Here is a 26,911-nt window from a genome sequence, read left to right on the forward strand (position 1 = left end):
CGATCCGCATTGGGTCAATGACGGGCGGGGGAGATGCGTGGACTCCGCTCCGCCGGCAGCCTCGTTCTAGCAGCCGAGGGACATTTTAGCTGTGACCCCAGTCACAACAAGGTAAAAAATATGTCCTTATTGACGTGGGCGAAAGCAACATAAGAAAAAATACGCGATATTATTTCGGTCGAATTTATCTGGAATGCCGGAGATCAGGCGGGCGCGCGCGGTCTCATGAGGGGCCGGAGCGCAGCCGTGCGGGACCGGGGGATGCGGACCCTACCGGGGCGTCAGTCCTCGAACCGAGGCGTCAGCCCTCGAGATGAACGGCGATGCGCTTGTTGTGCGCGCCCTTGTTCTCGATCTTGCCGATGCGCAGGCGCCCGATCTCGCCGGTGCGCGCGACATGGGTGCCGCCGCAGGGCTGCAGGTCCACAGGCGCGTCCGCGCGGCCGATTTGAATGAGGCGCACGGTCCCTTTGCCGCGCGGCGGGGCGACGGACATGGTGCGCACCAACTCGGGCCGGGCGTCCAGTTCCTCGTCCGCGACGGCGGTGATCGTCACCGAATGGTCCGCCGCCGTCAGGGCGTTCAGATCCGCCTCGAGCCTTTCCTTGTCGAGGTCGAAATCTCCCAGGTCGAAGTCGATTCGGCTCTTGTCCGCGCCGACCTGGCAGCCGTTGATCGGCCGCGGGATCAGGGCCAGCATCAGATGCATCGTCGTGTGCATCTGCATCAGCCGGAAACGATTGTCCCAATCGATCGCGCAGGACACCGTCTCGCCGGGCTGGGGGAGCGTCTGCCCCTCCTCCGGCACGTGGACGATGTCGTCGCCGACATAGAGCGTCGTCCCAATGCGGATCTCGGCGCCGTCCTCTTTGGTCATCACGCCGCGGTCGCCCGGCTGGCCGCCGCCGGTGGGATAGAAGACGGTGCGATCCAGGATGATCCCGCCGCGCTCATTGACCTCAAGCACGTGCGCCTCGCAGGTCGTCAGATAGGAATCGGCGCGAAACAGCTCGTCGGTACGCTCGGTCATGCGTCTTGTCCTCTTAAGGCGGGGCGGCGACACGGGCAGGGTAGAGGCAACCGGCCGGTCGGAAAAGAGCCGCGGCCTCGAATCGGGGGCAGGGTGACGGCCCGGTTTCGATCGACCGACGGGGGCGATTTGCAATCGTTCATGACATGAACGTAAAAAAATCGCCCTGATTTGCAACTGTCATCGATTTTTCCCTTTCAAAAACGGCTCATGTGACTATTTTCTCCGCGCATCCCGGGCCGACGCTGGCGGCAGCCGCTCGACCCCGCGCCATTTGACTGAAGGGATGCGCCCCCATGCCGATCCAGGAAGCTCTCACCTTCGACGACGTGCTCCTCCAGCCCGGTCGCTCGGAGGTTCTGCCGGCGAACACCGACGCCTCGACCCAGTTGACCAAGACGATACGCCTGAACATCCCGCTAATCTCCGCGGCGATGGACACGGTGACCGAAGGCCGCCTGGCGGTCGCGATGGCGCAGCAGGGCGGCATCGGCGTGGTCCACAAGAACATGACGGTCGAGCAGCAGGCGGACGAGGTGCGCTCGGTCAAACGCTCGGAAAGCGGCATGGTGGTGAACCCGATCACCATCACCCCCGACCGCACCCTGGCCGAGGCGCTGGCGATCATGGACCGTCATCGCATCAGCGGCATTCCCGTGGTCTCGAAGCGCTCCAAGAAGCTGGTCGGCATTCTGACCAACCGCGACGTCCGCTTCGCCGAGGACATGGCGACGCCGGTCAAGGACCTTATGACCAGCCGCCGGCTGATCACCGTGCCCGAGGGCACGGGCCGCGACGAGGCGATGCGCCTGCTGCACCAGCACCGCATCGAGAAGCTGCTGGTGATCGACGCCAACAAGCAATGCGTCGGCCTGATCACGGTGAAGGATATCGAGAAGTCGCGCGCCTTCCCCCACGCCTGCAAGGACGAGAACGGCCGTCTGCGCGTGGCCGCGGCGACCGGGGCCGGGATCGACGGGCTGAAGCGCGCGGAAGCGCTGCTGGAGGCCGGAGCCGACGTGATCGTCGTCGACACCGCCCACGGTCATTCCAAGGGCGTGTTGGACCAGGTGGAGGCGGTGAAGCGGCTCTCCAACTACGCCCAGGTGATCGCCGGCAACGTGGCGACGGCCGACGGCGCGCAGGCGCTCATCGACGCGGGCGCGGACGCGGTTAAGATCGGAATCGGTCCGGGCTCGATCTGCACCACCCGGGTCGTCGCCGGCGTCGGCGTACCGCAGCTGACCGCCATCATGGAGGCGAGCGAGGTGTGCCGGCGTCACGGCGTTCCCGCGATCGCGGACGGCGGCATCAAATTCTCCGGCGATCTGTCGAAGGCGATCGCGGCGGGCGCGGACTGCGTCATGATCGGCTCGCTGTTGGCGGGCACGGAGGAGGCGCCGGGCGAGGTCTTTCTGTTCCAGGGCCGCTCATACAAGGCCTATCGCGGCATGGGCTCGGCCGGCGCGATGGCGCGCGGCTCCGCCGACCGCTATTTCCAGGAGGACATCGCGGAAAGCCACAAATTCGTGCCGGAAGGCGTCGAAGGCCGCGTGCCCTATAAGGGGCCGGTGGCCGGCGTGATCCATCAGCTGACGGGCGGCCTGCGCGCCGCGATGGGCTATACGGGCTGCGCCGACATCGCGACCCTGCAGAAATACAGCCACTTCCGCCGGATCACCGGCGCGGGCTTGCGCGAAAGCCACGTGCACGACGTCACCGTCACCAAGGAGGCCCCGAACTACCAGTTCGACGGCTGATAGGGGCGTGCTGAACATGGCGACGGGCGCGGAGCTTCCCGGGATCGTGCAGGCGATCGGCCTTGCGGCCGGCGCGTTGACGACGCTCGCCTTCCTGCCGCAGGTGGTGAAGACTTGGCGCACGCGCTCGACCGCCGACATCTCCTTGTGGATGTTCCTGGCGTTTCTGACCGGCGTCGGCCTGTGGCTCGCCTACGGGCTGCTGATCGGCGACGCGCCGCTCATCGCCGCCAACGGCGCGACGTTCCTGCTGGCTGGCGTCATCCTTTATTTCAAGCTGCGTCACGGATAGGGCCCTTTCGCGCATGACTCCCGCCGCCCGCATCAGCGCCGCGATCGAGATCCTCGAGGGGCTCGATCGGCCCGACGCGCCGCCGGCCGACAAGGCCATGGCGGATTGGGGGCGGGGCAACCGCTTCGCCGGCTCGAAGGACCGCCAGGCGATCGCGGGCCTGGTCTACGGCGTGTTGCGCCGGCGCGGGCAGATCGACTGGTGGCTCCACCGCGTCAACGGCCTGCGGGGGCCCGACGATCCGCCGACGGCCCGCGACCGGGTGCTGATCCAGCTTTTGCTGGGGGAGGGGAGGCGCCTCACCGACTTGGAGAAAGAGTTCGACGGGGAGCGGTTTGCGCCCGAGCCGCTGTCGTTGCGCGAAAAGCGCATCGCCATCGAACTGACGCAGCAGCGCGGCTTCGAGCTCGGCTGTCAGCCGTTCGAAGCGGGCGCGAACATGCCCGACTGGCTGGCCGAGCGGATGCAAAAGTTTTACGGCGAGCGCGCGCCGGCCGAGGCGGCGGCCTATCTGCAGGAAGCGCCGGTCGATCTGCGCGTCAACACCCTGAAGGCCGATCGCGCCGCCGCCAAGGCCGCGCTGGCGGCGGAGGGGCTGGAGGCCGTCGAGACGCCGCTCTCGCCGATCGGCCTGCGGCTCGGCGGCCGCGCGCCGCTGTCGGGGACCAAGGCCTTCAAGGACGGGCTGGTGGAGCCGCAGGACGAGGGCTCGCAGCTGGCGGCCCTTCTGACCGACGCGCGGCCGGGCATGCGGGTCGTCGATTTCTGCGCCGGGGCGGGCGGCAAGGCGCTGGCCCTGGCCGCGCAGATGAACAACACCGGGCGTCTGGTGGCCTGCGACGTCTCGGATGCGCGGCTCAAGCGCGCGGCGCAGCGCCTGAAGCGCGCCGGCGTCTTCATCGTGGAGCGCAAGCCGCTCACCTCCGAGCGCGACAAGTGGGTGAAGCGCGCCGCCCAACCCAAGGGCGGCAAGAAGAGCCTTTACGACCGCGTGCTGATCGACGCGCCCTGCACCGGGACGGGGACGTGGCGGCGCAACCCGGACCAGAAATGGAAGACAGCCCAGCGCGATCTCTTCCGCCTGACCGACATCCAGGCGCAGATCCTGGACAGCGCCGCACGGCTGGTGGCGCCCGGCGGGCGGCTCGTCTACGTCACCTGCTCCTGGCTGCGCGAGGAGAACGAGGCGCAGATCGAGGCCTTCCTGCGCCAGCGGCCCGATTTTTTCGCCTATCCGATCCAGGACGTCTGGGCCGAGACGGCGGGCGCGATGGGCGGCGGCCAATGCCCGGCCGCGGCCGAGGCGACCAGCCTGCGCCTGACGCCGGCGCAGCAGGGCGTGGACGGATTTTTCGTGGCCGTGATGGGCCGTAAACTAAGCTAAGCGCGAGCAGACACAAAAGAGGGACGGCGCCGGCATGAGCCAGATCGAAGACCCCACCCAGACTCAGAAGATCCTCATCCTCGATTTCGGCTCGCAGGTGACGCAGTTGATCGCGCGCCGGGTGCGCGAAGCCGGGGTCTATTGCGAGATCCATCCCTTTAACAACTTCGACGAAGCGCAGATCCGGGCGTTCGAGCCGAAGGGCGTGATTCTCTCCGGCGGGCCGGCCAGCGTGACCGGCGAGGATACGCCGCGCGCGCCTGAGGCGGTTTTCGCCCTCGGCGTGCCGATCCTGGGCATCTGCTACGGCCAGCAGACGATGGTCGCCCAGATGGGCGGGCAGGTGGAGACCCACGATCATCAGGAATTCGGGCGCGCCGATCTGGAGATCACCGAGGGCTGCGAGCTGTTCACCGGCGTCTGGACGCCGGGCGAGCGCCCCCGGGTTTGGATGAGCCACGGCGACCGGGTGACGCGCCTGCCAGAAGGCTTCCGCATCGTCGGCAAAAGCGAGGGCGCGCCCTTCGCCGCCATCGCCAACGACGAGAAGCATATGTACGGCGTGCAGTTCCACCCGGAAGTGGTGCACACGCCGGACGGCGCGCGGCTTTTGTCCAATTTCGTGCATGTGGTCTGCGGCTGCTCGGGCGACTGGACCATGGCGGCCTTCAAGCAGGACGCGATCCAGCGCATCCGCGAGCAGGTGGGCGCGGACGGCCGGGTGATCTGCGGGCTTTCCGGCGGCGTCGACAGCTCGGTCGCCGCCGTCTTGATCCACGAGGCGATCGGCGAGCGGCTGACCTGCATCCTGGTCGACCACGGCCTGATGCGCCAGGGCGAGGCGGAGCAGGTGGTGACGCTCTTCCGCGACCACTACAACATCCCGCTCGTCCACCGCGACGCGTCCGAGCTGTTTCTGGGAAGGCTTGAGGGCGTAGACGACCCCGAAAAGAAACGAAAGATCATCGGCGGCCTCTTCATCGACGTGTTCGAGGAGGAGGCGCAGAAGGTCGGCGGCGCCGATTTCCTGGCCCAGGGCACGCTCTATCCGGACGTGATCGAAAGCGTCAGCTTCGCCGGCGGCCCCTCGGTCACGATCAAGAGCCACCACAATGTCGGCGGCCTGCCGGAGCGGATGAACATGAAGCTGGTCGAACCGCTGCGTGAGCTCTTCAAGGACGAGGTGCGCGTGCTGGGCCGCGAGCTGGGATTGCCGCAGGCGCTGATCGGCCGGCATCCGTTTCCGGGGCCGGGCCTCGCGATCCGCATCCCCGGGCCGGTGACGCGCGACGCCTGCGACATCCTCCGCAAGGCGGACGCCATCTATCTGGAGGAGATCCGCAACGCCGGCCTCTATGACGAGATCTGGCAGGCCTTCGCCGTGCTGCTGCCGGTCAAGACCGTCGGCGTGATGGGCGACGCGCGCACCTACGATCATGTGCTGGCCTTGCGGGCCGTCACGTCGACGGACGGCATGACGGCCGACAGCTACCCGTTCCCGCACGATTTCCTGTCGCAATGCGCGACCCGCATCATCAACCAGGTCCGCGGCGTGAACCGGGTGGTCTACGACGTGACCTCGAAGCCGCCCGGGACGATCGAGTGGGAGTAGGGCGTCCCTGCGGCCCGTTGGGTCGGCCAGTCTTGTTGCGGCCGACGCGCCAATCCGCCTAAGCTGACCGCCTGGGGAGACACCATGAGCCTGGGGGGCTGAGGAAATGAGGCGTTTGGCGGTGATTGCGGCGGCGGCTTTGGTTATGTCGGCCTGTCAGACTATGCAGGAGGCCGAGACGGTGGCCCCTCTCGGAGTCGATTTCAGTTGGCGCGGGGTGGCGGCCTGCACAACCGCGTCGCCGGCTTTCACGATTTCGAACGTCCCGGCCGGGGCCACCCTGTTGCGCTTCAAGATGACCGATCTCGACGTGCCCAGCTACAATCACGGCGGCGGGTCGGTGGCCTATACGGGCGGCGGCGAGATCCCGGCCGGCGCCTTCAGCTACAAGGGACCCTGTCCGCCGTCGGGCGCGCATGATTATCAGTTCACGGTCGTCGCGATCGACGAGTCGCAGGGGTTGATCGTCGGCCGCGGGGAGGCCGTGCGTCCGTTTCCGCCTGAATGAGCGAGGCGAGCGCGGCGCTTGCGCCGCGCGGTCACCGCGGGGCTAAGTCGTAGACCCGCGCGCGCACATGGTCGAGAAGCGCTTGGCGGTCGTCGAAACGGGCGAGGTCCTCCGGCGGCATGGGCGCGCCGATCTGGGCGGCGATGGAGCCGCCGATGCGGCGGACGACCTCGCGCAGGATCAGCGCTTCGCGCAGGGTTCCTGAGAATTTGCTGACGAAGTGGAAGAGGCGGCCGTTCTGCCCTTCGAAATGGACCGGCAGGACCGGCGCGCCGGACGTCTGGATCAGCGTCGCCGGGAACAGCTTCCAGGGGTCGTCGACGGCCGTCCCGAACATTTTCTTCGCCGTCGAGACGCGGCCGGCGGGGAAGATGACGAGCGACCCGCCGTCGCGCAGATGCGCGCGGGCGATCCGTTTGGAATGCACGTTCGAGCGCAGCGCCGCCGAGTCCCCCTCGAACGCGATCGGGATCAGATAAGGCCGGAAAACCTGGGCGCGTCCCAACGCTGCGTGCGCGATCAGTTTGAAGTCCCGCCGGACGCCGGAGAGGATGTGGCCGGCGGCTATTCCGTCCAGCACGCCGAAGGGATGGTTGGCGATCAGAATAAGCGGGCCGGTCTTCGGGACCGCCGCCAGCGCGCGCCGATCGAACCGCACCTCCAGCCTCAGATACTCGACCGCCGAGCGCCAGAAGTCGTCGTCGGTCGGCCGACGGCGCCGGTATTCGTCATAGAGCCGCTGAAGTTTCGGCTGGCCGGTCAGCAGTTCCACCCCCTTGATCAGGGTGCGTTTGCCGATCGGATCGTCGGGCGCGCTATAGGTCACGCGGTCCGCCAGGCGCGCGTCGAGCTCGGCGAGCGGATCGCCCCCGGGCGGGCCGAACTTGTCTGGGGAAAGATATGTCACCGCGCGCATCGACCCGCTTGTTCGTCATGAAGGCGTCATAGCTAGGGGGTCGTTGTTACGCGCGTGTGTTGATTGGATTGCGGGGCGATTGCGCAGAGCCGCCGGGCGTCTGCGACGCTCTCCCTCGCGGCCGGGGCGGTTCTTCCGCCCCACCACCTGCGGCGCGTCCGTCTTCTCTCGAACCGGCGATGAGGTCGAGGTCAATCTCGGCGCCCTCGACGCGCCGGATCGGTTTGTTCCGGCCTACGAGCTCCGGGCCGTGCGACGGGAGGGGGGCTGCCCGCCTTTCCGGTCGAGACGCGCGATGAGCGGGACCGGGTTTCGCAGCGGCGTGAGGGCCCATAGGCGCCATAGAAAAAGGGCGCATCCCGGGATGCGCCCTTGATCCTCGCGGCGAGGCGAGGCCCTAGAAGCCGTAGTTGAGGCCCAGCTGCAGGCTGTGCGCCTGGATCACCTGGTCTTCGTTGGCCTCGTCGGTCGGCGCGCCCAGGAAACTGTAGCCGCCGATCAGGTCCATATCGTCCGTCAGGGCGTACGACGCCCCGACGCCGATCTCGCCGGCTGGCGCGACGCCGAAGTAGTTCTTCGTGTAGCGCTCCCCGTCTGCAGCGGTGTAGCCGATGTCGCCTTCCGCGAAGGCCGCCCCGACGCCGAGCGAAAGGTAGGGCGTCACCGCCGTCCCGGTGTCGAAATCGTAGGCGCCCTTCACCATCGCGGTGTAGAAATTCAAGCTGCCGCCGTCATTGACGATCCCGGCCTGGCCGCCGATCGATTCGATGTCGTGCGCGCGCCAGCCGATCTCAAGCTCGGTGCGGATCGAGCCGAAGTCGTAACCGCCGCGCAACAACGCGCCGCCGCCGGTGGAGAATTCCGCGCTCTTGGTCGTGTCGTTCGCATTGCCGTTGCTGAACTCGTAGTCGGATACGACCGACAGGGCGCCGGACGCGCCGACGTACACGCCCGCGTCATCCGCCAGCGCCGCAGGGGCGAGCGCCGTAAGGGCGATCGCCGTCATTCCAACCAACCGTTTCATGTACATCTCCGTGACAGGCTCCAACACGCAGGCTGCACGCCGAGAACGCGGCGTGCGCGTAACCGCAGGCAGACTGCATCATAAATTCGTAACGAATAGTTAACACCTTGAAAATTTATAGAAAAGTCACGTTTCTTGAACAGCTTTCACCCTTCTGCACGTAAGGGGGGGCGGTGGTCGGGTCCTCTCTCGCCGCGCCGCACGTCCTTGACCTTCCAGCGACTGGAACCCCCATATTATTAGCGCCTCGGAAAAGGAAAGAGGAACTATGGCGCACGCACACAGCTGTCACGACCAGGATCATTCAGACGACTCGAAAGGTGCGACGGACCGGCCGAAGGACGGCTACATCTGCCCGATGTGCCCGGAGGTCTGGTCCGACAAGCCGGACAGTTGCCCGAAATGCGGCATGGCCTTGGAGCCCGCGCGCCCGCAGGCGGCTCAGACCAAGACAGAATACACCTGCCCGATGCATCCCGAGATCGTGCGGGACGAACCCGGCGACTGCCCGAAATGCGGCATGGCGTTGGAGCCGCGTACGGTATCCGTCGACGACGCGCCGAACCCGGAGCTGGTCGACATGACGCGGCGCTTTTGGGTCGCGCTGGCGGGGACGGTGCCCGTTTTCGTTCTGGCCATGGGCGAGATGGTCCCAGGGATTGCGGGCCTGGTCGAGGGCGCTTGGAACGGCTGGGTGCAACTGGCCGCCGCCACCCCGGTGGTGCTGTGGGCGGGGCTGCCTTTCTTCGAGCGCGGCTGGGCCTCCATCAAGAACCGCGCGCCCAACATGTTCACGCTGATCGCGATCGGGACGGGCGCCGCCTATCTTTACAGCCTTTTTGCAATGCTGGCCCCGGGCCTGTTTCCCGACGGCTTCAAGACCGCGGAGGGGACGGTCCCGCTCTATTTCGAGAGCGCGGCCGTGATCATTACGCTGGTCCTCGTCGGCCAGGTGCTGGAGCTGCGCGCGCGCGAGCGCACCGGCGACGCGCTGAAGGCGCTGATAAATCTGGTGCCCAAGACGGCGATCCGCATGACCGATTGCGGGCATGAGCGCGAAGTCCCCCTCGACCAGGTGCGCGAGGGCGACCGCCTGCGCGTGCGCCCGGGCGACGCCGTCCCCGTCGACGGCGAGATCGTCGAAGGGGAGGGGACCCTGGACGAAAGCATGGTGACGGGCGAATCCGTCCCCGTCGCCAAGCGCGAAGGCGAGGCCGTGATCGGCGGCACGATCCTGCAAGGAAGCAAGGGCCTCGTGATCCGGGCGACCAAGGTGGGGGACGAGACGATGCTCTCGCAGATCGTCCAGATGGTCGCCGACGCGCAGCGCAGCCGCGCGCCGATCCAGTCGCTGGCCGACACGGTCGCAGGCTACTTCGTCCCCGCCGTCGTGGGCGTCGCCGTGCTGGCCTTCATCGCATGGAGCGCCTTCGGCCCGAGCCCGGCGCTGGCCTACGGGCTGGTCGCGGCGGTCTCGGTCCTGATCATAGCGTGCCCCTGCGCGCTCGGCCTCGCGACGCCCATGTCGGTGATGACCGGCGTCGGGCGCGGCGCGCAGGAGGGCGTGCTGATCAAGAACGCCGAGGCGCTGGAGCGCATGGCCGACATCGACACGCTGGTGGTCGACAAGACCGGCACCTTGACCGAAGGCCGGCCGAAGGTCGAAGCGGTCGAGACGGCGGGCGACGGCGCGGCGGACGACGTCCTGCGCCTCGCCGCTGCGCTCGAGAAGGCGAGCGGCCATCCGCTGGCCCGCGCCTTCCTGGAGGCGGCGGAAGCCCGCGGCCTGAGCCTGCCGCAGGCGCCCGACGATTACGACCAGAGCGACGGCAAGGGCGTCGCCGGCACGATCGAAGGCCGCCGCGTCGCGGTCGGCAACGCCGCGATGATGCGCGAGGCGGGCGCGGATCCGAGCGCGTTGGAGGAGGCGGCCGACGCCTGGCGCGCGGACGGCGCCACGGCGGTTTTCGTCGCGCTGGACGGCGGGATCGCCGGCGTGTGCAAGCTGGCCGACCCGATCAAGGAGACGACGGAGGAGGCGATCCGCGGCCTGCATCGCGCGGGCGTGCGCCTCGTCATGCTGACCGGCGACAACCGCCGCACCGCCGAAGCCGTCGCCAAGCGCCTCGGCATCGACGAGGTGGAGGCGGAGGTGCTGCCGGAAGACAAGCACGCGGTCGTCGAACGTCTGCAGCGCGAGGGCCGTCGTGTCGCGATGGCGGGTGACGGCGTCAACGACGCGCCGGCGCTGGCCCGCGCCGACGTCGGGATCGCGATGGGCGCCGGCGCCGACGTCGCGATTGAAAGCGCCCATGTGACGCTGGTGAAGGGCGATTTGCGCGGCGTGCTGCGGGCGCGGACGCTTCGGCGCGCGGTGATGGGCACTATCCGCCAGAACCTGTTCTTCGCCTTCGTCTATAACGGCCTCGGCGTGCCGGTGGCGGCGGGCGTTCTCTATCCGGTCTTCGGGCTGCTGCTGAGCCCGATGATCGCGGCGGCCGCGATGAGCCTGAGTTCCGTCTCGGTGATCGGCAACGCGCTGCGGCTGCGCCGCGCGCGGCTTTAGGGAGATGGGGCGATGAACATCGGCGATGCGGCGAAACGCTCAGGCGTGCCGACCAAGACGGTCCGGTACTATGATGAGATCGGGCTGATCGAACCGTCGGCGCGGGGCGCGAACGGCTACCGCGATTACGATGAGCGCGCGGTGGAGTTTCTGCGGTTCGTCCGCCACGCCCGCGGGCTCGGCTTTTCGGTGGAGGATTGCCGGACCTTGCTGGCGCTCTATCAGGACCGCAACCGGGCGAGCGCGGACGTGAAGGCTGTCGCAGCCTCGCAGTTGGAGAAGATCGACGCCAAGATCCATGAGTTGGAGAGCATGAAACGCACGTTGGAGACCCTGATGCAGCGCTGTCACGGCGACGAACGGCCGGACTGCCCGATTTTGGACGGCCTCGCCGAGGCGCGCGGATGAGGGGTCGGACGCTCGGTCTGCTCGGTCTCGCCCTGGTCGCGGCCGGATTGGCGCTGGCGCTTTACCTGTGGCAAGTCCATCCGCCGGGCTCCCGCGCGGCGAACGCCCTGCGCGAGACGAACGATCTGCGGATCCCGGTCGACGACCCGGCGTTGATCGCCGCCGGCGCGCCGCTTTACCGTGAGGCGTGCGCCAGTTGCCACGGCGCCGATCTGCAGGGTGAGGCGAACTGGAAGACGCCGAAGCCCGATGGAACCCTGCCCGCGCCGCCGCACGACGCGTCGGGGCATACCTGGCACCATCCCGACGGGTTTCTCTTCGCCTACACCAAGCTCGGCGGCCAGCCCTTCATGCCGGAGGGCAGGACGAGCGCCATGCCCGCCTTCGGGGATCAGTTGAGCGATCGCGAGATTATCGCCATTCTGGCCTACATCAAAAGCGCGTGGCCGGAAGAGGTGCTGGCCCGCCAACAGCGGATCACGGATCAGTCGGGCGCAGGAGACTGACCGACCCGGCGCGCTACACAGGCGAGGAGCGGCGGCGGATGGGGTTGAGCGGCGCGCAGTTGGGCCAGGCCCTGGATCTGCTGGATGTCGGCGTCAGCGCCGATGCGGCCGCTCTCGAGGCGCTGGCGCTGCGCCTGCAGGCGGTCAATGACGGGCAGAAGCGCAGCTACGAACGCGCCTGGGCCGGGCTCCTCAAGGCCTTCTGCGAGGCTGAGAGCGCGGCCGCGGATCCCGGCGCAGCCTTGCGCGCGCTGACTTCGCCCGCGACCTCCGACGGCCTCGTCAATCCTGTCGTGCATCGCCAATCGCGCCCGGTCCGCCTGGACCCCGGGCCGTTTCGCGCCGCAGAGGGCCGCATCGTAGTGGTCGCCGACGGCGGCTATCGCCAGATCGGCTGCGCCGAAGTGTCCGATGCGCGGCTGGTCGAGCGCCTCGCCGGACTGGCCGGGCCGCACTGCGGGGCGATCGTCGAATTGGGGGCCGGCTGGGGCCGCAACCTTGCGGCGCTGGCCCTCAGGCTTGAGCGCCCCGATCTGCGCCTCATCGCCGCCGAACAGTCGCAGAGCGGCCGCGACGTCGCCGCCAGACTGTTGCAGCTTGGCGGGCGCTTCCGCGGCGAGGCCGCCGCTTTTGATTTCTACGCGCCCGATTTCGGTTTTCTCGAAGGCGTCGAGGAGGCGCTGATCTTCACCCACGCGGCGATCGAGCAGATCGCCTTCCTGCCGGTCGATTTCATCGCGCGACTTTTCGCGGCCTGCCCGCGGGCCGTGTTGGCTTTGATGGAGCCGTTCGGCTGGCAGGCGCAGCCGGCGCTGGCCCGTAATGCGGTGCAGCGCTTCCTGACCGATCTGCGCGACGGGCGCGATCCCAGCGCCGTGGTGGAGCAGCACCGCTTCGTGCTGAGCGACGAGGCGCTGGATCTGAATTCGGCCGTGTGGGCGCTCGCCGGACGCTACAGCATGAACCTTCTGTCCGTCATCCGCGCGGCGGAAACGGCCGGCGTGGCGTCGATCGACGCCCTGGACCTGAATTGGGAGGGGAGAAACCTCTTCAATCCCTACAGTCTGGCGATTCTGCGCCCGGCGGGGTAGCGCCGCTCACCCCTTGTCCCGCCCGTAGACGTCTTCCAGCCGCTCGATGTCGTCCTCGCCGACGTAATCGCCGACCTGCACCTCGATTAGATGCAGCGGTTCGGCCCCCTTGTTTTCCAGACGATGGGTCACGCCGACCGGCACGTAGGTGGACTGATTGCGGCCGAGCACCTCGATCCGATCGCCGATCGTGACCGTGGCCTCTCCGCGCACCACGATCCAATGCTCCGAACGGCGCGCGTGGCGCTGCAGGGACAGCCGGCCGCCCGGCTTGACGATGATCCGCTTGACCCGGAACTCGGGCTCCAGGTCGATGTCCTCGTAAGCGCCCCAGGGGCGATGGACCCGGGCGTGTTCGACCGCCTCCTTGCGTCCTTGCGCCTCCAGCTCTGCGACCAGCGTCTTCACTTCGTCCGCCCGGTCCGCGGGCGCGACCAGCACCGCGTCGCGGGTCGCCACCACGACCATCCCGTCGAGGCCGACGCCGGCGACCAAGCCGCCGCCGTCGCTGGCGACGAAACTGTCTCGGCTGTCGATCAGCGCCACATCGCCGCGCGTTGCATTGCCGTCGGCGTCCTGCGCGCCGACGGCCCGCAGCGCGGAAAAGGCGCCGAGATCGCTCCATCCGAAGGCCGCCGGCACGACGGCGGCGCGGTCCGTTTTTTCCATGACGGCGGTGTCGATCGGCAGCGCGGGGGCCTTCGCGAAGGCCTCCTCGGGCAGCCGTGTGAAGCCGAGATCCCGCCCGGCCCCGGCCAGCGCATCCGTGCAGGCGGCCAGCACCTCCGGCGCGTGGCGCTTCAACTCCCGAAGCATCGCGTCGGCGCGGAAAACGAACATGCCGCTGTTCCAGCTGAAACCGCCGTCCGCCAGGAAGGCCTCGGCGGTCGACAGCGACGGCTTCTCGACGAAACGCTCGACCGCGAAGACGGCGTCCAGATCGTCCAGCGCGGGGCCGGCGTTGATGTAGCCGTAGCCGGTCTCGGGCCGGTCCGGCTCGATTCCGAAGACGACCAGCCACCCCAGGTCGGCGGCCGCCGCGGCCCGGTCCAGCGCCGCTCGGAACGCCTCGGGCTCGCCGATCCGGTGATCGGATGCGAGAAGGCATATCACGGTCTCAGGATCGTCTTCCGCAGCGACCAGCGCGGCGAGCGCGGCGGCGGGGGCGGTGTTGCGTCCGACCGGCTCCAGCAGCAGGGCGGCGGGCACGACCCCTATGTCGGTCAATTGATCGGCGATGACGAAGCGGTGCAGGTCGCCGGCGATGAGGATCGGCGCCTTGAAGCGATCGGCGTCCGCCACGCGTCGGGCGGTCTGCTGCAGCAGCGTCTCCTCGCCGTCCAGCGCCAACAACTGCTTGGGCAGCGCCTTGCGCGACAACGGCCAGAGCCGCGTGCCGGAGCCGCCGGAAAGGATTACGGGCTGCAGTTTGTCGGAGGCCATCGAACGAAATGCTCGCCTTTGCAAAAGGGGGATGGGCGACGTCGGCGCGGAGAATAGCGGTGCGCGCCGGCCGCGAAAAGCTAACGATCGGCGGACGGCGGTCGCCCGAAGCGCTGTTTGTAGGCGCGCGCGAAATGGGCGGCCGAGGCGAAGCCGCATTTGACGGCCACGTCGATCACCGGCTGGTCGGTCTGTTGCAGCAGCATGCGCGCGCGATCCAGGCGCAGGCGGCGATAATAGGCGCTGGGTCCGGTGTTGAGCCAGCGCTTGAACATCCGCTCCAACTCTCGCGGGCTGGCGCCGGCGGCGTCGGCCACCTGGGGGATGGAAAGCGGCTCCTCGATTGCGCGCTCCATCGCCTCCACCGCGCGGATCAGCCGCGGATTCGCGACGTCCAGCCGGTCGCGCAGGGCCATGCGTTGACGGTCCTGGCTCTCGCGGATTCGCGCGTAGACGAAGGTGTCGGCGCAAGCCGCCGCCAGTTCCTGCCCGTGCTGGGTGCGAATCAGGTTCAGCATCATGTCGAGCCCGGCCGTCCCGCCGGCCGACGTGAAGCGGTCGCGATCCACCGTGAACAGGTCTTGGCGCGCCTCGACCAGCGGGAAGCGCTCGGCGAAGGTCTCAAGCTCCTCCCAATGGGTGGTCGCGCGATAGCCGTCCAGCAACCCCGCCTCCGCCAAGGCGAAGGCCCCGGTGTCGACCGCGCCCAGGCTCGCCCCGAACCGGCCGACCCGGCGCAGCCAGGTCAGGATGCCGGGTGTGATCGCCCGGTTATGGTCGTAGCTGGCGGTGACCAGCACGGCCGGCAGGGCCGGCGCTTCGGCGAGCGCGTAGTCCACCACGCTCGCCATCCCGTTGGCGGCGCTGACGGCCTCGCCGTCTTCCGACAGGAGGCGCCACTCGTAGAGGGTTCGTCCCGCGAACAGGTTGGCGACACGCAGCGGTTCGATCGCGCTGGCGAACGCCAGAAGCGAGAACTTCGGCAGCAGCAGAAAGCCGATCCGCTGCACGGCGCCAGGGCGTTGGGGCGCGAAAAGCATATCCGATCCCTCGGGACGGCGTGAGGTCAGCTGGTCGGAAATAATCAATCAATCAACGGAAAATGTAAAACGCCGCCCGTGGATCGGCGTACGCTCTCGCCAGCTACGAAGCCGCGCGCGGCGCCCCCGTCCTGAGGAGGCGACCGACAGGCGATGCAGGCGCGCCCCTGAAGGCGAGGCCTTGAACGCCCGATCGACCCCCGTCGCGCGGACGAAACGAGAAGGAAGAGGCCCGATGAACAAGGACGTGGTGATCACCTGCGCCGTCACCGGCTCCGGCGCGACGCAGGACAAGCACCCCGATTTGCCGAAGACGCCTCGGCAGATCGCCGACAGCGCGATCGAGGCCGCCAAGGCGGGCGCCGCGATCGTCCACATTCATGTGCGCGACGACGACGGGACGCCGTGCCGCGACCCGGGCAAATTCGAGGAGGTGTGCGAGCTGATCCGCGCCTCCGATACGGACGTGGTGCTGAACCTGACCGCCGGCATGGGCGGCGACCTGACGCTCGGCCCGCCGGACGATCCGATGCGCATCGACGAGGCCGCGACCGACATGGCCCCGGCCCATGAACGCCTTGAGCATGTGCGCCGCTGCATGCCGGAGATCTGCACGCTCGATTGCGGCACGATGAATTTCGGCCACGGCGACTACATCATGACCAACACCACCTCGATGTTGTTCGCGCTGGCCAAGGAGATCCAGGAGCTCGGCGTGAAGCCGGAGATCGAGGCCTTCGACACCGGTAACATCGTCCATGCGCAGGAGCTGATCGACGAAGGGCTGATCGACGAGCCGCCGCTTTTCCAGCTGTGCCTCGGCATCCCCTACGGCGCGCCGGCTTCCACCACCTCGATGAAGGCGATGGCGGAGATGCTGCCGAAGGGCTCCAACTGGTCGGCGTTCGGCATCAGCCGGATGCAGATGCCGATGGTGGCGCAGGCCGCGCTGTTGGGCGGCAACGTGCGCGTCGGCCTCGAGGACAATCTTTATCTTGAGCGCGGCGTCTTCGCCTCCAACGCGGACCTGGTCGCCAAGGCGCGCCGGATCCTGGAGCTGATGGGCGCGCGCGTCTGCACCCCGGACGAGGCGCGCGAGCGGTTCGCCCTCAAGAAGCATCGCTGAACGCGGCATACGGAAAGGCTAAGCGCATGGCTGAAATCAAGACCGTCGGCCTGATCGGCGGCGGCGTCATCGGCGCCGGCTGGGCGGCGCGCTGCCTGGCGCGCGGGCTGGACGTCGTCGCCTGGGACCCGGCGCCGGAAGGTGCGGCCGTCCTGCGCGCCAAGGTGGCCAACGCCTGGCCGGCCTTGGAGAAAATGGGCCTCGCCGACGGCGCCGCGCAGGATCGCCTGCAGACGCTGCAAAGCCTGGAGGCCGTCGCGGAGGCCGCGGATTTCGTGCAGGAATCCGCGCCGGAGCGGCTGGAGGTCAAGATCGACGTCCACCGCCGGATCGACGCCGCCGCGCGCCCCGAGGTTCCGATCGCAAGCTCCACGTCCGGGCTGTTGCCAAGCGATTTCCAGGCGGAGTGCGCGCATCCCGGCCGCGTCTTCGTGGGTCATCCCTTCAATCCGGTCTATCTCCTGCCGTTGGTCGAGGTGCTGGGCGGCGCGAAGACCGACGCCGCCGTGCTGGACCGCGCCGAGGCCTTCTACCGATCGATCGGCATGCACCCCTTGCGGGTGCGCACCGAGATCGAGGGCTTCCTGTCCGACCGACTGCAGGAGGCGCTGTGGCGCGAGAACCTGCACATGGTCGCCGACGGCGTCGCCACGACGGGCGAGTTGGACGACGCCATCGTCTACGGCCCGGGCCTGCGTTGGGCGTTCATGGGGGTCAACAAGACCTTCGCGCTGGCCGGCGGCGAGCAGGGCATGCGTCATTTCATGGAGCAGTTCGGGCCCGCGCTGAAGCTGCCCTGGACGAAGCTTGAGGCGCCCGAGCTGACCGAAGATCTGATCGACCGCATGGTCGACGGCACGACCGAGCAGCTGGGCGGCGCGTCGATCCGCGAGATGGAGCGGCTGCGCGACGATTGCCTGATCGAGATCATGCGCGCGCTGGCCAAGTATCGCGAAGGCGCCGGGCGCCTGCTGGCCGAGCGCGCCGAGAGCGAAGGGAGTTGACCGAACCATGGATTTCGCCCTGAGCGACGAGCAGCGGATGCTGATCGAGACGGCGCGCCGTTTCGTGGAGGAGGAGCTCTATCCGCACGAGCGCACCGTCGAGGAGACCGACGACGTGCCGAAGGAGGTCGCAGACGAGATCAAGCGCAAGTCGATGGAGCTCGGCCTCTACGCGGCCGCGATGCCGGCGGAGCTCGGCGGCGGCGGGCTCGATACGCTCTCCATGTCGATGCTGGATCGGGAGCTGGGGCGCGCCTCCTACGCGCTGCATTATCTCGTCTATCGGCCCTCCAACATCCTGCAGGCCTGCGTCGGCGACCAGCGGGAGAAGTACCTCTATCCCTGCATCAACGGCGAGAAAGTTGATTGCCTGGCCATGACCGAGCCCGGCGCGGGTTCGGACGTGCGCGGCATGAAGTGCAAGGCCGAGCGGGACGGGGACGACTTCGTCATCAACGGCACGAAACACTTCATCAGCCACGCCGACTGGGCCGACTTCGTGATCCTGATGGCGGCGACCGGCGAGGAGGAAGGACCGCGCGGTCCGCGCAAAAAGATCACCACCTTCCTGGTCGACATGGGGACGCCGGGCTTCACGGTGCGGCCCGGCTATAAGAACGTCTCCATGCGGGGCTATCACAACTTCATCCTGGAGTTCGACGATTGTCGCGTCCCCGCTTCGCAGGTGCTGGGCGAGGTCGACAAGGGCTTCGACGTCGCCAACGACTGGCTGGGGGCGACGCGGCTGCAGGTGGCCGCGACCAGCCTGGGACGCTGCGACCGCGCGCTGGAACTGGCGACGAGCTGGGCGGCCGAGCGCAAACAGTTCGGGCAGCAGATCGGCAAGTTCCAGGGCGTCAGCTTCAAGCTCGCCGACATGGCGTTGAAGCTGAAATCGGCGGAGTTGCTGACCTATGAGGCCGCCTGGAAGCACGATCAGGGGATCATGACCGACAGCGAGGCCGCGATGGCCAAGCTGGCGGCGACGGAGGCGCTGGCCTTCATCGCCGACGAGGCGATCCAGATCCACGGCGGCATGGGGCTGATGAACGAGTTGCCGCTGGAGATGATCTGGCGCGACGCCCGCCTCGAGCGCATCTGGGAAGGGACGTCCGAGATCCAGCGCCACATCATCTCGCGCGGGCTGTTGCGCCCGCTCGGCGGCTGACGGCGAAGGCGGGTCGATGATGGGGCGTCTCGCCCGGTTCCTGAGCCCGAAGCGCATCGCCGTCGTCGGGGGGCGCGAATGCGGCGTGGCGATCGAGCAATGCCGCCGCGCCGGCTTTGCGGGCGCGTTCGAGGCCGTGCATCCCCAACGCGACGACCTCGCCGGGGTTCCTTGCGTGCGCAGCGTCGAGGACTTGTCGGAACCGCCCGACGCGGTCTTCTTGGCCGTGCCGCCGGAGGCCTCGATCGAGCAGGTGCGCCGCCTGGCCGCAATCGGCGCGGGCGGCGTCGTCTGCTACGCCGCCGGCTTCAAGGAGGCGGGCGAGGCGGGCGCCGCCTTGCAGGCGGAGTTGGTCGAGGCGGCGGGCGCCATGCCGATCCTGGGGCCGAACTGCTACGGCCTGTTGAACTATCTGGACGGCGTGGCGCTGTGGCCCGACGTTCACGGCGGCGCGCGGGTCGAGCGCGGCGTTGCGATCGTCGCGCAGTCCGGCAATCTCGGCATCAACTTCACGTTGCAGGACCGCTCGCTGCCGATCTCGCACGTAGTCAGCATCGGCAACGCGGCCCAGATCCAAGCGCCTGAGTTGATTGAAGCGTTCGCCGACGATCCGCGCGTCAGCGCCATCGGCCTGCATCTGGAAAGCGTCCAAGGCGGCGCTGCGCGCTTCGCCGAGGCGGTGCGCGCGGCGCAGCGCGCCGGCAAGCCGATCGTGGTGTTGAAGACCGGGCGCTCGGCCGCGGGCGCGCGCGCGACGTTGAGCCACACCAGCTCGATGGCCGGCGGCGCGGCCGCGTTCGATGCGCTGCTGGACCGCCTCGGCGCGCCCCAGGCGCACGGCGTCCCGGGCTTTCTGGAGACGCTGAAGCTGCTGCACGTCGTTGGTCCGCTGCCCGCCGCCCGGGTCGTGTGCATCAGCTGCTCAGGCGGCGAGGCGGCGTTGTCAGCGGATGCGGCCGAGCGGCTGGGCGTCGAGACGCCCGCGCTCGGCGCCGCCTCACAGAGCAAACTTTCCACGGTGCTGGGCGCCCACGTCGCGATCGACAATCCGCTCGACTACCACACCTACATCTGGCTCGATCAGGCGGCGCAGACCGCCTGCTTTACGGCTGCGTTGGAGGCCCCGTCGGTCGAGGCGGGGATCGTCATTCTGGACTATCCGCGGGCGGAGGCGGGCGACAACCGCGGCTGGGATATGGCGGTCGACGCGGCGATCAGCGCGGCCCGCGCGACGGGCACGCCGACGCTGGTCGCGCCGACGCTTTCGGAATCGCTGCCGGGCGGCGTGCGCGAGAAACTGATGGCGGCGGGCGTCGCGCCGATTCAGGGGGTCGACGAAGCGTTGGCGGCGATCGCCGCGGCGGCGACCGTCGCGCGCGGCTTTGCCGAGGCCGCGGCGGGCGACGTCTTTCAGCCGCTGGCCGCGCCCGCCGAGACCGGCGGCGGCGTCGCGCTGGACGAATGGCGGGCGAAGAAGCGTCTGGCCGCGGCCGGTCTGACGGTCCCGGACGGCGTCTTGGCGGCCGATGCGACGGAAGCGGTGGCGGCGGCGGAGGCGCTCGGCTATCCGGTCGTGCTCAAGGCGGTCTCCGCGACGCTGCTGCATAAGAGCGAGGCGGGCGGCGTCGCTCTCAACCTGACGGACGCTGACGCCGTGGCGGCGGCGGCCGCCCGCATGGCGGGCGTCGGCGAGCGTTTTCTGGTGGAGCGCATGATCGACGGCGCGGCGGCCGAGATGATCTTGGGTCTCGTCCCCGACGCGCAGGCGGGCTGGATGCTGATGATCGGCTCGGGCGGGGTGACGGCCGAACTGTTGGGCGACCGCGCGCTGATCCCGCTGCCGGCCCGGGTCGAGGATGTGGAGCGCGCGCTCGACCGGCTGGCCCTGGCGCCGCTGCTGGCGGGATATCGCGGACGCCCGGCGGCCGATCGGGCCGCTGTGGTGCAGGCGGCGCTTGCGCTCGCCCGTTTCGGCGAAGCGGAAGGCGGCCGTCTGATCGATTGCGAAATCAACCCTCTGATCGTGCGCGAGGCCGGCCGCGGGGCCGTGGCCGCGGACGCCCTGATCCTCTTCCGCGAAGGAGACGCGTGATGACCGACAGCCTGAAGATTTCCGAATATGACGGAATCCTCGAAGTCATGGTGGACCGGCCCAAGGCCAACGCCATCGACAACGCCACCAGCCGCGCGATGGGCGAGACCTTCGCGCGCTTTCGCGACGATCCCGACCTCCGGGTCGCCATCGTCACCGGCGGGGGGGAGAAGTTCTTCTCCGCGGGCTGGGATCTGAAGGAGGCGGCGGCCGGCAACGCCGAGTATGAGGATGATTACGGCGTGGGCGGCTTCGGCGGCCTGCAGGAGCTGCCGGGCCTGAACAAGCCGGTGATCGGCGCGATCAACGGCATGGCCGTCGGCGGCGGCTTCGAGATCGCGCTGTGCTGCGATATTCTGATCGCGGCCGACCACGCGCGCTTCGCGCTGCCGGAGATCAATGTCGGCGTGCTGGCCGACGGCGCCTCGATCAAGCTGCCGAAACGCATCCCCTACCACATCGCAATGGACATGCTGCTGACCGGCCGGTGGATGGAGACCGACGAGGCGAAGCATTGGGGCCTGATCAACGAGGCCGTGCCGGCCGAGGGTCTGCTGCCGCGCGCCCGCGAGATCGCGCGACTGCTGGCCGACGGGCCGCCGCTCGTCTTCGCCTGCATCAAGGAGGTCGCGCGCGAGACGGCGACCTTGAAGACCCAAGAGTCGTTCGACCTGCTGAAAAGCCACAAGCTGCCGGCCTACGTGGCCATGCTGGAAAGCGAGGACGCGAAGGAAGGGCCTCGCGCCTTCGCGGAGAAGCGCAAGCCGAACTGGAAGGGGCGGTAAGCGGGACCGCGCTTCAGCGCGGGTCCACCGCCACCAAGGTCACGCCGAGCGTGCGCTCCAGCTCCTGCACGCGGCTCAGCGCCGGCGGATCGATCTCGGCCGGCTTCAGCGTCACCGGCTCCACCGCGATCAGCGGGCGGCCGATCTCGCTCTCCAGCGCCTTGATGGCCTGCAGCTTGTCGTCCTCGATATTGGCGTAGGCGTAATACATCGCGCTCTCCCGTTCATCTCTCCCGGCCGTGCTCCGGCCGGAGCGAGCTCTCTGCAGCCTTATACGGCGGGAGTCGCGTTTCCGGATTATGACGGCGGTTCAGGGGAATTCGATGTCGATGTCGCCCTCCTGCACGGGCGTGGTCCGCGGCGGGTCGAGCTCGCGCTGATCGTTCAAGGCGGAAAGCAGCGGCGCGGCGCCCGAGGTGTTCTTTCGGTCCGTCCATCCTTTGTCTTTCATGCCCTGCACGGCGTCCGATCCGGGCATGCTGCTGTAGCAGCCCTTGTTGTCCGGCTTGATGCCGTACGTGTAGCCGGCCCGGTGGGTGTTGGCGTTGGCCGTCGGCGCATAGGCCGTCGCGCTGCTCCACTCTGATTGCGAGCCGTGGTGATAGGCGAGCAGGCCGATGTAACGACCGCCGTCTCGAAGGGCCTGATTGCCCAGCGAGCGCACATAATGATAGGGCGCGTCGCCTGGCAGGAGGATCAGTTCGCGATAGCGCGCGTGGGTGATGGATGCGGCGTCCTTATGGACTGCGACGCTCAACGCGCCCGTCGATCGGACGACTCGCTGCTTGTAGCGAACAAGTGTCAACGCCAGGCCGGAGTGGTTGGGATCGCCCCCCTCGTCCCCGCTGCAGCTCTCGATCAGCAGGCCGTGGCCCGTGGTCAACTGGATTTCGACGATTTTCTCGTCGCGCGGCCACAGCCGCACGTTCGGCATGATCCGCTGTTTCGTCTTCAGATGCGACGGCGCGATCATCTGGCGCGGCGCTATGAAATGCGACTGCGCGATCGCGGTCAGGTTCTCTGCGGAAAACCAGTGGTCGTGGTCCCAATGCGACAGGAACACATAGGGCGACAGACTGTGTTCGAAGCACGCGCCGAGCGTTCTTGCAGGCGTCTTGGTGCGGTGCCAAGGATAGCTGCGCGATCCCGCGTGACAGCCGCCCCCGACATCGAAGTAGAAGACGGCCTTTCCGTCCTCGCTCCGGACGGCCGTAAAGTCGCCTTGGCCCACATGGACCGCGCGCACCCCGATCACTTTCTTCCCCTTCAGGCTCTTCAAATGCGCGCGTGCGGCGGGGGAGAGCGCATCGAAGGCGGCGACCTTCTTGACGAAGTCGTCGCTCTTGGCCGGCATCAGAAGAAGGTTCGCCATTGCGGATCGCCTTTCCCGCGACATTCATACCGCTAGAGGAAAATATACTTTGGACCCTCGACGACGTCGAACGGCGTGTATCCGGTGTGAATCATGGACGGGACGTTGTAAAGCAGTCGGTACCGCTTGCAGTGCTGTTCGGTCAGGCTGTTTCGATAGTCTCGCTCCTTCTTCTCTTGTTCGGTCATGAGCCTTACACGCTTCTCCGGAAGCGGCTTCACATCTTCGTCGTCTTCCTGCTGCATGGGGGGCGGCTGTTGAAAAACGATGGGCGTAAAAATGGCCCTCTGCACCAAGTCGTCGGGCACGAAAGCGATCTCCGAGGCGTCCTGCTTGTCGCTGTAGGTCAAGAACAAGCGATAGTCCCGACCGTCCTGGCCAACCCAGAGGCTCCCGCCCACGGGGGCCGTGTATCCGGCCTCATGCATCCATCCGGTTTCGGCTGAGAATTGGAAGCGCTCGAGTTTCTTGCCGCCGTACATGTTCGAATAGCAGTCGTCCGGCGCGAGCGTGATTAGCTTGCGATCGAGGTATCTGCGGAGCCGGTCCATCGGATAATAGGGGAGGGGCGTAGGGCTTGGGTCGCCGCCCGGCCAGGGATCGGGGCCGCTGTTGATGTCGGGCACATGGTTCAGGCTGACGATTTCGCTCAACAGGGCCGCCTCTTCCTTCGAGAGCGTGCGCCATTCCACCGATTGCAAGGCGACCGCGTCCGCGCCATCCGCGCTGTCGGTCCAGAAAGCGGCCCCCGGCTGATCTTGCGCGAGGGCGGTTTCGAGCCCCTGATCGAGCCAAGAGACGCTTTGCTTCGAGCGCGTGACGATCAACCCGATCCAGGCCGGCGGGCGCATCACCGTCCAAAGGCTTTCGTAATATTCCGCGTTCGGCGTCGCGTATAATGTGGTCCACCCCATCTTGTCGTCGGCGAGCAAGGATCCGAGCACCGCTTCGCGGGCCTTTATCTGCTCGGGCGTGAGCGTCTTGTGATCGAGCCAGACGAAATCGTCGCGCTTTTCTTTGAAGACGCTGCGGACATGGGCCGCTTGCAAACAGTCGATCCGAACCACGAGCGAGACGGACTTCGGAAGCGCTTCGAAAATCCCGCCCGAAACCTCTTTTGCGAAACTCTCGTCCGAGACGCCTACCTGCAGGGGCTGAACATCCTCGACGAAGCCGTAATAGCGCTCCTGCGCTGACTTCTTGGCCGTGTTCTGGTTGCTCTTGTCGTCGCTTTCCGAACCCGAGGCGCTGCTTTGCACCACCTCTTTCTCGTTTAGCAACGTCCAGGTCGGCTCGGGAATCAGCATGGCGAAGGCGTCTCAGCTGCCGTGCGCGTCCAGCAAGGCTTGTTGCGCGGCGTCATCAAGCGTTGCGTCCTCCGGCAGGCCGCGCTCCGCCTTGAAGGCCCGCAACGCGCGTTCGGTCGCCGGCCCGATCACGCCGTCGAGGGCGCCGTCGTAGTAACCGAGATTCTTCAGGCGCGCCTGCGCTCCTAACGGCGTCTCCGGCGGCTCCAGCCGGTTCAGGTCGAAGCGCCATACGACGGCCCCGGCGTCTTGGTCGTCCGGGTTTTCGACGTTCACCTCCACCTCCACCGAGGTCGCCGTCGGCGACACGCCCCTCTCGATGCGTCCGTCGGCGTCGGTCCGCCCCTCATAGCGGCGCCGTCCGACGCGCATCCGGTAGGGGGCGTCCGTGATCGGCTCGCCCGTCGCGTCGAGCAGTCGAACGCGAAAGGGGACGGGGACGCCCAGCCGCTTGAAGCGATGCACCAGATCGGTGGCGGCGGAACGCGCGACGGGGCGCAGCGCCGGAATATGAACGACGTCGCCCGGCTTGAGAACGTTGCGCCCCGGTCGCGTCTCCTTCAACGCGGCGTTCTTCGGATCCTCCCAGATCACTTTCCATTGATGTCCGGTCGCGGCCGCCAGAAAATCGATCGACTCTCCAGGCGCGATCGTATGGTCCGCAGCGCGCGTTGCGGGCCCTGGGGGCTTCTCCGACGTCATGACGCCGCCTCCCACGCATCCTTGTCCAGTTCCGGGAAGGCCACTTGGCAATCTCCCTCCGGTATGCCGGTCACGGTGAACCGTCCCTGGCTGTCCGTCTCGCCCTCATGATCGTCGCCCGCAGGGTCGCTCACCGTGACCGCCTCATTCGGGATCGGCTCGCCGTCCTCGCCCACCAGCTCCACCGTGATCCAATGGTCGCGAACCTTCTTGGCCGGCACGCCGGTCGGGCGCGCGTCGGGCTCGACGGCCTCCGTCTTGGACGCGGGCGCCTCGACCGGGCCTTGGCGGGCCCAGCCGCCGGCGGGCCGGCGGCGGTCGATCTCGATCGCCCAACCGCCGGCCAGCGCCTGTGCCGCCGCGGCGAGCAGGGCCTCGTCCGCCTCGCCGGGTCGGGCCGCGTCGGCCAGCGCCCGGCGCACCTCGAACAGCGCGCCGGGGCGTTCGCGTCGCGCCGAGAGCAGGCGGTAGGCCTCTTCTCGGTCAAGCTGACGCCAATGCTCGCTCCACCCTGCGCCGTCCGGCACGAGCCCGCGCGCTTCTTCCGCCCGGTCCACCAGGACAAGCGCGCGGAGCGGGTCGTCGAAACGCAGCAACATGGCCGTGGTCCTGGAAATGCGCCTTTGGCGGGCAATATGACCGCGACTCGCGTTATAGGGCAAGATGCGCCGCCTGCTTTACCTGGCGCGCGCCGGTTCTAAGTTCCCTTGGCGAGGCACGGCGCTGGCGCGCCCGGCGCAGGGCGCGCTAGGCTGTCGATGCGTCGCTCGCGCGGCCGACGCGCGACGCCGGCGACGAAACGAGGCTTGGATGTTCCTGCCGATCGGCGATTCAAACCGGCTGAAGCGGATTCCGTTTCAGCTCACCACGGCCTCGCTCGTCTGCGCGTGCGTGATCGTCTATCTGTATCAGCTGGGGCTGCCCCACCCGCAGGACATCGCCTTCATATACGGCTACGGGGCGGTGCCTTCCGTGCTGGTGGGGGAGGACACGCTTTCGGCGTCGATCCCGGCGGCGCCGTCCTGGGCGACGCCGCTCACCTATCAGTTTCTGCACGGCGGCTTCTTCCATCTTCTCGGCAACATGCTGTTCCTTTGGGTTTTCGGCGACAATGTCGAGGACAGCATGGGCCATCTGCGCTTCCTCGGCTTCTATCTGCTGTGCGGGGTGCTGGCCTTCGGCGCGCATATGATCGGCGTCGGCCTGTCGCAGCAGCCCCTGATCGGCGCCTCGGGCGCGGTCTCCGGCGTGATCGCGGCTTATCTGATGCTCTACCCGCGCGGTCGGGTGCTGATCCTCGCCTTCAACTGGCTGCCGATCCGGCTGCCGGTGTGGCTTGTGCTCGGGTTCTGGATCGGGCTGCAGATCTTCAGTTTCGCCAACGCCGCCGACGACGGGGTCGCCTGGCTCGCCCATATCGGCGGCTTGGCGGCGGGCGCGGCGCTGCTGCCCTTCTTCAAGGCGAAGGAGGTGCCGCTGTTCCAGCGCGCGCCGGTGGCCGCGACGCCCACCCCGGACGCGCCCGTCAGCGAGGGCGCGGCCGAGGTTCGGCCCGAACGGGAGACCCGCCCGGCGGGCGAGGGCGCGGAGGACCGGCCCGCGCAGCGGCGATCCGGCAGCGTGCCGCCCTCCGGGGGCCAAGGCGCGCGGTCGTCGGACCGCGCCGCCCGCGGACCCTGGGAAGGCGGCGACGGGCCGCCGCGCGCTTGATGCCGCCTGGAGGAGGCTTTACCTAAGGAAGGCGAGCGCGGGGCGGCCGGTTCCGCGCGCCTTTG

Annotated in this window: 25 protein-coding genes; 15 read left to right on the plus strand and 10 right to left on the minus strand. The window is 68.1% G+C overall.

Annotation, left to right across the window (positions count from 1 at the left end; genetic code table 11):
• Positions 1-301: 301 nt before the first annotated feature.
• Positions 302-1,030 carry an alanyl-tRNA editing protein gene (locus RIB45_RS01110; protein WP_350047888.1) on the minus strand — a complete coding sequence of 243 codons (729 nt, stop codon included), beginning with the start codon at positions 1,028-1,030 and terminating at the stop codon, positions 302-304.
• Between the two features lie 296 nt (positions 1,031-1,326).
• On the opposite strand from RIB45_RS01110, the gene guaB reads away from it, so the two are divergent.
• From guaB to RIB45_RS01135, 5 genes are all read left to right on the plus strand, one after another.
• Positions 1,327-2,790, plus strand: coding sequence for an IMP dehydrogenase (guaB, locus tag RIB45_RS01115; protein ID WP_350047890.1), 1,464 nt, complete (start codon positions 1,327-1,329; stop codon positions 2,788-2,790).
• A gap of 16 nt (positions 2,791-2,806) precedes the next feature.
• Complete coding sequence (locus tag RIB45_RS01120; RefSeq protein ID WP_350047892.1) at positions 2,807-3,082, plus strand: SemiSWEET transporter; 276 nt, start codon at positions 2,807-2,809, stop codon at positions 3,080-3,082.
• 13 nt (positions 3,083-3,095) lie between these two features.
• Entirely contained in the window at positions 3,096-4,466 is a 1,371-nt protein-coding gene (locus RIB45_RS01125) for an RsmB/NOP family class I SAM-dependent RNA methyltransferase (protein ID WP_350047894.1), read from the plus strand.
• A 34-nt stretch (positions 4,467-4,500) separates the two neighbouring features.
• Positions 4,501-6,078 (plus strand): glutamine-hydrolyzing GMP synthase, encoded by a 1,578-nt coding sequence (guaA, locus tag RIB45_RS01130; protein WP_350047896.1) that lies wholly within the window; start codon positions 4,501-4,503, stop codon positions 6,076-6,078.
• A 106-nt stretch (positions 6,079-6,184) separates the two neighbouring features.
• Positions 6,185-6,586 (plus strand): YbhB/YbcL family Raf kinase inhibitor-like protein, encoded by a 402-nt coding sequence (locus RIB45_RS01135; protein WP_350047898.1) that lies wholly within the window; start codon positions 6,185-6,187, stop codon positions 6,584-6,586.
• A gap of 31 nt (positions 6,587-6,617) precedes the next feature.
• On the opposite strand, the gene RIB45_RS01140 is transcribed toward RIB45_RS01135, so the two are convergent.
• Together RIB45_RS01140 and RIB45_RS01145 are read right to left on the minus strand one after the other, a co-directional pair.
• Positions 6,618-7,502: a lysophospholipid acyltransferase family protein gene (locus tag RIB45_RS01140; RefSeq protein ID WP_350047900.1), complete on the minus strand. Its 885-nt coding sequence runs from the start codon at positions 7,500-7,502 to the stop codon at positions 6,618-6,620.
• A gap of 397 nt (positions 7,503-7,899) precedes the next feature.
• Entirely contained in the window at positions 7,900-8,526 is a 627-nt protein-coding gene (locus RIB45_RS01145) for an outer membrane protein (RefSeq protein WP_350047902.1), read from the minus strand.
• A 268-nt stretch (positions 8,527-8,794) separates the two neighbouring features.
• Here RIB45_RS01145 and RIB45_RS01150 point away from each other — a divergent pair, with 268 nt between their 5' ends.
• Genes RIB45_RS01150 through RIB45_RS01165 form a run of 4 tightly spaced genes read left to right on the plus strand, consistent with a single transcriptional unit; the run spans position 8,795 to position 13,097 of the window.
• Positions 8,795-11,092 (plus strand): copper-transporting P-type ATPase, encoded by a 2,298-nt coding sequence (locus RIB45_RS01150; RefSeq protein ID WP_350047904.1) that lies wholly within the window; start codon positions 8,795-8,797, stop codon positions 11,090-11,092.
• A 12-nt stretch (positions 11,093-11,104) separates the two neighbouring features.
• Positions 11,105-11,500 carry a Cu(I)-responsive transcriptional regulator gene (gene cueR, locus RIB45_RS01155; RefSeq protein ID WP_350047905.1) on the plus strand — a complete coding sequence of 132 codons (396 nt, stop codon included), beginning with the start codon at positions 11,105-11,107 and terminating at the stop codon, positions 11,498-11,500.
• Positions 11,497-12,006: a c-type cytochrome gene (locus tag RIB45_RS01160; protein ID WP_350047906.1), complete on the plus strand. Its 510-nt coding sequence runs from the start codon at positions 11,497-11,499 to the stop codon at positions 12,004-12,006. The genes cueR and RIB45_RS01160 overlap by 4 nt, the downstream gene beginning before the upstream one ends.
• A gap of 38 nt (positions 12,007-12,044) precedes the next feature.
• The gene (locus RIB45_RS01165) at positions 12,045-13,097 is read left to right on the plus strand and encodes a hypothetical protein (RefSeq protein WP_350047908.1); all 1,053 of its coding nucleotides are present in this window, start codon (positions 12,045-12,047) and stop codon (positions 13,095-13,097) included.
• A 6-nt stretch (positions 13,098-13,103) separates the two neighbouring features.
• On the opposite strand, the gene RIB45_RS01170 is transcribed toward RIB45_RS01165, so the two are convergent.
• Both RIB45_RS01170 and RIB45_RS01175 read right to left on the minus strand, forming a co-directional pair.
• Entirely contained in the window at positions 13,104-14,540 is a 1,437-nt protein-coding gene (locus RIB45_RS01170) for a mannose-1-phosphate guanylyltransferase/mannose-6-phosphate isomerase (protein WP_350047910.1), read from the minus strand.
• Between the two features lie 80 nt (positions 14,541-14,620).
• Complete coding sequence (locus RIB45_RS01175; protein WP_350047912.1) at positions 14,621-15,580, minus strand: GlxA family transcriptional regulator; 960 nt, start codon at positions 15,578-15,580, stop codon at positions 14,621-14,623.
• Positions 15,581-15,815: 235 nt separating this feature from the next.
• On the opposite strand from RIB45_RS01175, the gene RIB45_RS01180 reads away from it, so the two are divergent.
• The 5 genes from RIB45_RS01180 to RIB45_RS01200 are packed head-to-tail and all read left to right on the plus strand — an operon-like array spanning position 15,816 to position 21,755.
• Complete coding sequence (locus RIB45_RS01180; protein WP_350047914.1) at positions 15,816-16,706, plus strand: beta-keto acid cleavage family enzyme; 891 nt, start codon at positions 15,816-15,818, stop codon at positions 16,704-16,706.
• 26 nt (positions 16,707-16,732) lie between these two features.
• Positions 16,733-17,710 carry an L-carnitine dehydrogenase gene (locus tag RIB45_RS01185; RefSeq protein WP_350047916.1) on the plus strand — a complete coding sequence of 326 codons (978 nt, stop codon included), beginning with the start codon at positions 16,733-16,735 and terminating at the stop codon, positions 17,708-17,710.
• A 7-nt stretch (positions 17,711-17,717) separates the two neighbouring features.
• Positions 17,718-18,878: an acyl-CoA dehydrogenase family protein gene (locus tag RIB45_RS01190; RefSeq protein WP_350047918.1), complete on the plus strand. Its 1,161-nt coding sequence runs from the start codon at positions 17,718-17,720 to the stop codon at positions 18,876-18,878.
• 16 nt (positions 18,879-18,894) lie between these two features.
• On the plus strand, positions 18,895-20,970 hold the full coding sequence (locus tag RIB45_RS01195) for an acetate--CoA ligase family protein (protein ID WP_350047920.1): 2,076 nt from the start codon (positions 18,895-18,897) through the stop codon (positions 20,968-20,970).
• Positions 20,970-21,755: a carnitinyl-CoA dehydratase gene (locus RIB45_RS01200; protein ID WP_350047922.1), complete on the plus strand. Its 786-nt coding sequence runs from the start codon at positions 20,970-20,972 to the stop codon at positions 21,753-21,755. Before RIB45_RS01195 ends, RIB45_RS01200 begins: the two co-directional genes overlap by 1 nt.
• Before the next feature lie 13 nt (positions 21,756-21,768).
• Here RIB45_RS01200 and RIB45_RS01205 read toward each other — a convergent pair whose 3' ends face one another.
• The 5 genes from RIB45_RS01205 to RIB45_RS01225 all read right to left on the minus strand — a co-directional run bounded on the left by RIB45_RS01205 (position 21,769) and on the right by RIB45_RS01225 (position 25,735).
• Complete coding sequence (locus RIB45_RS01205; RefSeq protein WP_350047923.1) at positions 21,769-21,966, minus strand: hypothetical protein; 198 nt, start codon at positions 21,964-21,966, stop codon at positions 21,769-21,771.
• 99 nt (positions 21,967-22,065) lie between these two features.
• Positions 22,066-23,127 (minus strand): ComEC/Rec2 family competence protein, encoded by a 1,062-nt coding sequence (locus RIB45_RS01210; protein ID WP_350047925.1) that lies wholly within the window; start codon positions 23,125-23,127, stop codon positions 22,066-22,068.
• A gap of 32 nt (positions 23,128-23,159) precedes the next feature.
• On the minus strand, positions 23,160-24,434 hold the full coding sequence (locus RIB45_RS01215) for a hypothetical protein (RefSeq protein ID WP_350047927.1): 1,275 nt from the start codon (positions 24,432-24,434) through the stop codon (positions 23,160-23,162).
• A gap of 12 nt (positions 24,435-24,446) precedes the next feature.
• Positions 24,447-25,136, minus strand: coding sequence for a peptidoglycan-binding protein (locus RIB45_RS01220; protein WP_350047929.1), 690 nt, complete (start codon positions 25,134-25,136; stop codon positions 24,447-24,449).
• Positions 25,133-25,735, minus strand: a complete 603-nt coding sequence (locus RIB45_RS01225; RefSeq protein ID WP_350047931.1) for a carboxypeptidase-like regulatory domain-containing protein — start codon at positions 25,733-25,735, stop codon at positions 25,133-25,135. Before RIB45_RS01225 ends, RIB45_RS01220 begins: the two co-directional genes overlap by 4 nt.
• Before the next feature lie 211 nt (positions 25,736-25,946).
• Between RIB45_RS01225 and RIB45_RS01230 the strand changes: the two genes are divergently transcribed.
• Positions 25,947-26,846 carry a rhomboid family intramembrane serine protease gene (locus RIB45_RS01230; RefSeq protein ID WP_350047933.1) on the plus strand — a complete coding sequence of 300 codons (900 nt, stop codon included), beginning with the start codon at positions 25,947-25,949 and terminating at the stop codon, positions 26,844-26,846.
• Positions 26,847-26,911: the final 65 nt, after the last annotated feature.

Source organism: Marivibrio sp. (assembly GCF_040218065.1).
Lineage (GTDB): Bacteria > Pseudomonadota > Alphaproteobacteria > UBA8366 > Aestuariispiraceae > Marivibrio.

Coding starts and splice junctions, on each gene's coding strand:
- RIB45_RS01210 (WP_350047925.1), bottom strand. CDS start 23,127: ATGGCGAACCTTCTTCTGATGCCGGCCAAGAGCGACGACTTCGTCAAG.
- RIB45_RS01110 (WP_350047888.1), bottom strand. CDS start 1,030: ATGACCGAGCGTACCGACGAGCTGTTTCGCGCCGATTCCTATCTGACG.
- RIB45_RS01140 (WP_350047900.1), bottom strand. CDS start 7,502: ATGCGCGCGGTGACATATCTTTCCCCAGACAAGTTCGGCCCGCCCGGG.
- RIB45_RS01120 (WP_350047892.1), top strand. CDS start 2,807: ATGGCGACGGGCGCGGAGCTTCCCGGGATCGTGCAGGCGATCGGCCTT.
- RIB45_RS01145 (WP_350047902.1), bottom strand. CDS start 8,526: ATGAAACGGTTGGTTGGAATGACGGCGATCGCCCTTACGGCGCTCGCC.
- RIB45_RS01160 (WP_350047906.1), top strand. CDS start 11,497: ATGAGGGGTCGGACGCTCGGTCTGCTCGGTCTCGCCCTGGTCGCGGCC.
- RIB45_RS01180 (WP_350047914.1), top strand. CDS start 15,816: ATGAACAAGGACGTGGTGATCACCTGCGCCGTCACCGGCTCCGGCGCG.
- RIB45_RS01175 (WP_350047912.1), bottom strand. CDS start 15,580: ATGCTTTTCGCGCCCCAACGCCCTGGCGCCGTGCAGCGGATCGGCTTT.
- RIB45_RS01190 (WP_350047918.1), top strand. CDS start 17,718: ATGGATTTCGCCCTGAGCGACGAGCAGCGGATGCTGATCGAGACGGCG.
- guaB (WP_350047890.1), top strand. CDS start 1,327: ATGCCGATCCAGGAAGCTCTCACCTTCGACGACGTGCTCCTCCAGCCC.
- RIB45_RS01220 (WP_350047929.1), bottom strand. CDS start 25,136: ATGACGTCGGAGAAGCCCCCAGGGCCCGCAACGCGCGCTGCGGACCAT.
- RIB45_RS01195 (WP_350047920.1), top strand. CDS start 18,895: ATGATGGGGCGTCTCGCCCGGTTCCTGAGCCCGAAGCGCATCGCCGTC.
- RIB45_RS01200 (WP_350047922.1), top strand. CDS start 20,970: ATGACCGACAGCCTGAAGATTTCCGAATATGACGGAATCCTCGAAGTC.
- cueR (WP_350047905.1), top strand. CDS start 11,105: ATGAACATCGGCGATGCGGCGAAACGCTCAGGCGTGCCGACCAAGACG.
- RIB45_RS01230 (WP_350047933.1), top strand. CDS start 25,947: ATGTTCCTGCCGATCGGCGATTCAAACCGGCTGAAGCGGATTCCGTTT.
- RIB45_RS01225 (WP_350047931.1), bottom strand. CDS start 25,735: ATGTTGCTGCGTTTCGACGACCCGCTCCGCGCGCTTGTCCTGGTGGAC.
- RIB45_RS01135 (WP_350047898.1), top strand. CDS start 6,185: ATGAGGCGTTTGGCGGTGATTGCGGCGGCGGCTTTGGTTATGTCGGCC.
- RIB45_RS01215 (WP_350047927.1), bottom strand. CDS start 24,434: ATGCTGATTCCCGAGCCGACCTGGACGTTGCTAAACGAGAAAGAGGTG.
- RIB45_RS01150 (WP_350047904.1), top strand. CDS start 8,795: ATGGCGCACGCACACAGCTGTCACGACCAGGATCATTCAGACGACTCG.
- RIB45_RS01185 (WP_350047916.1), top strand. CDS start 16,733: ATGGCTGAAATCAAGACCGTCGGCCTGATCGGCGGCGGCGTCATCGGC.
- RIB45_RS01125 (WP_350047894.1), top strand. CDS start 3,096: ATGACTCCCGCCGCCCGCATCAGCGCCGCGATCGAGATCCTCGAGGGG.
- RIB45_RS01205 (WP_350047923.1), bottom strand. CDS start 21,966: ATGTATTACGCCTACGCCAATATCGAGGACGACAAGCTGCAGGCCATC.
- RIB45_RS01170 (WP_350047910.1), bottom strand. CDS start 14,540: ATGGCCTCCGACAAACTGCAGCCCGTAATCCTTTCCGGCGGCTCCGGC.
- guaA (WP_350047896.1), top strand. CDS start 4,501: ATGAGCCAGATCGAAGACCCCACCCAGACTCAGAAGATCCTCATCCTC.
- RIB45_RS01165 (WP_350047908.1), top strand. CDS start 12,045: ATGGGGTTGAGCGGCGCGCAGTTGGGCCAGGCCCTGGATCTGCTGGAT.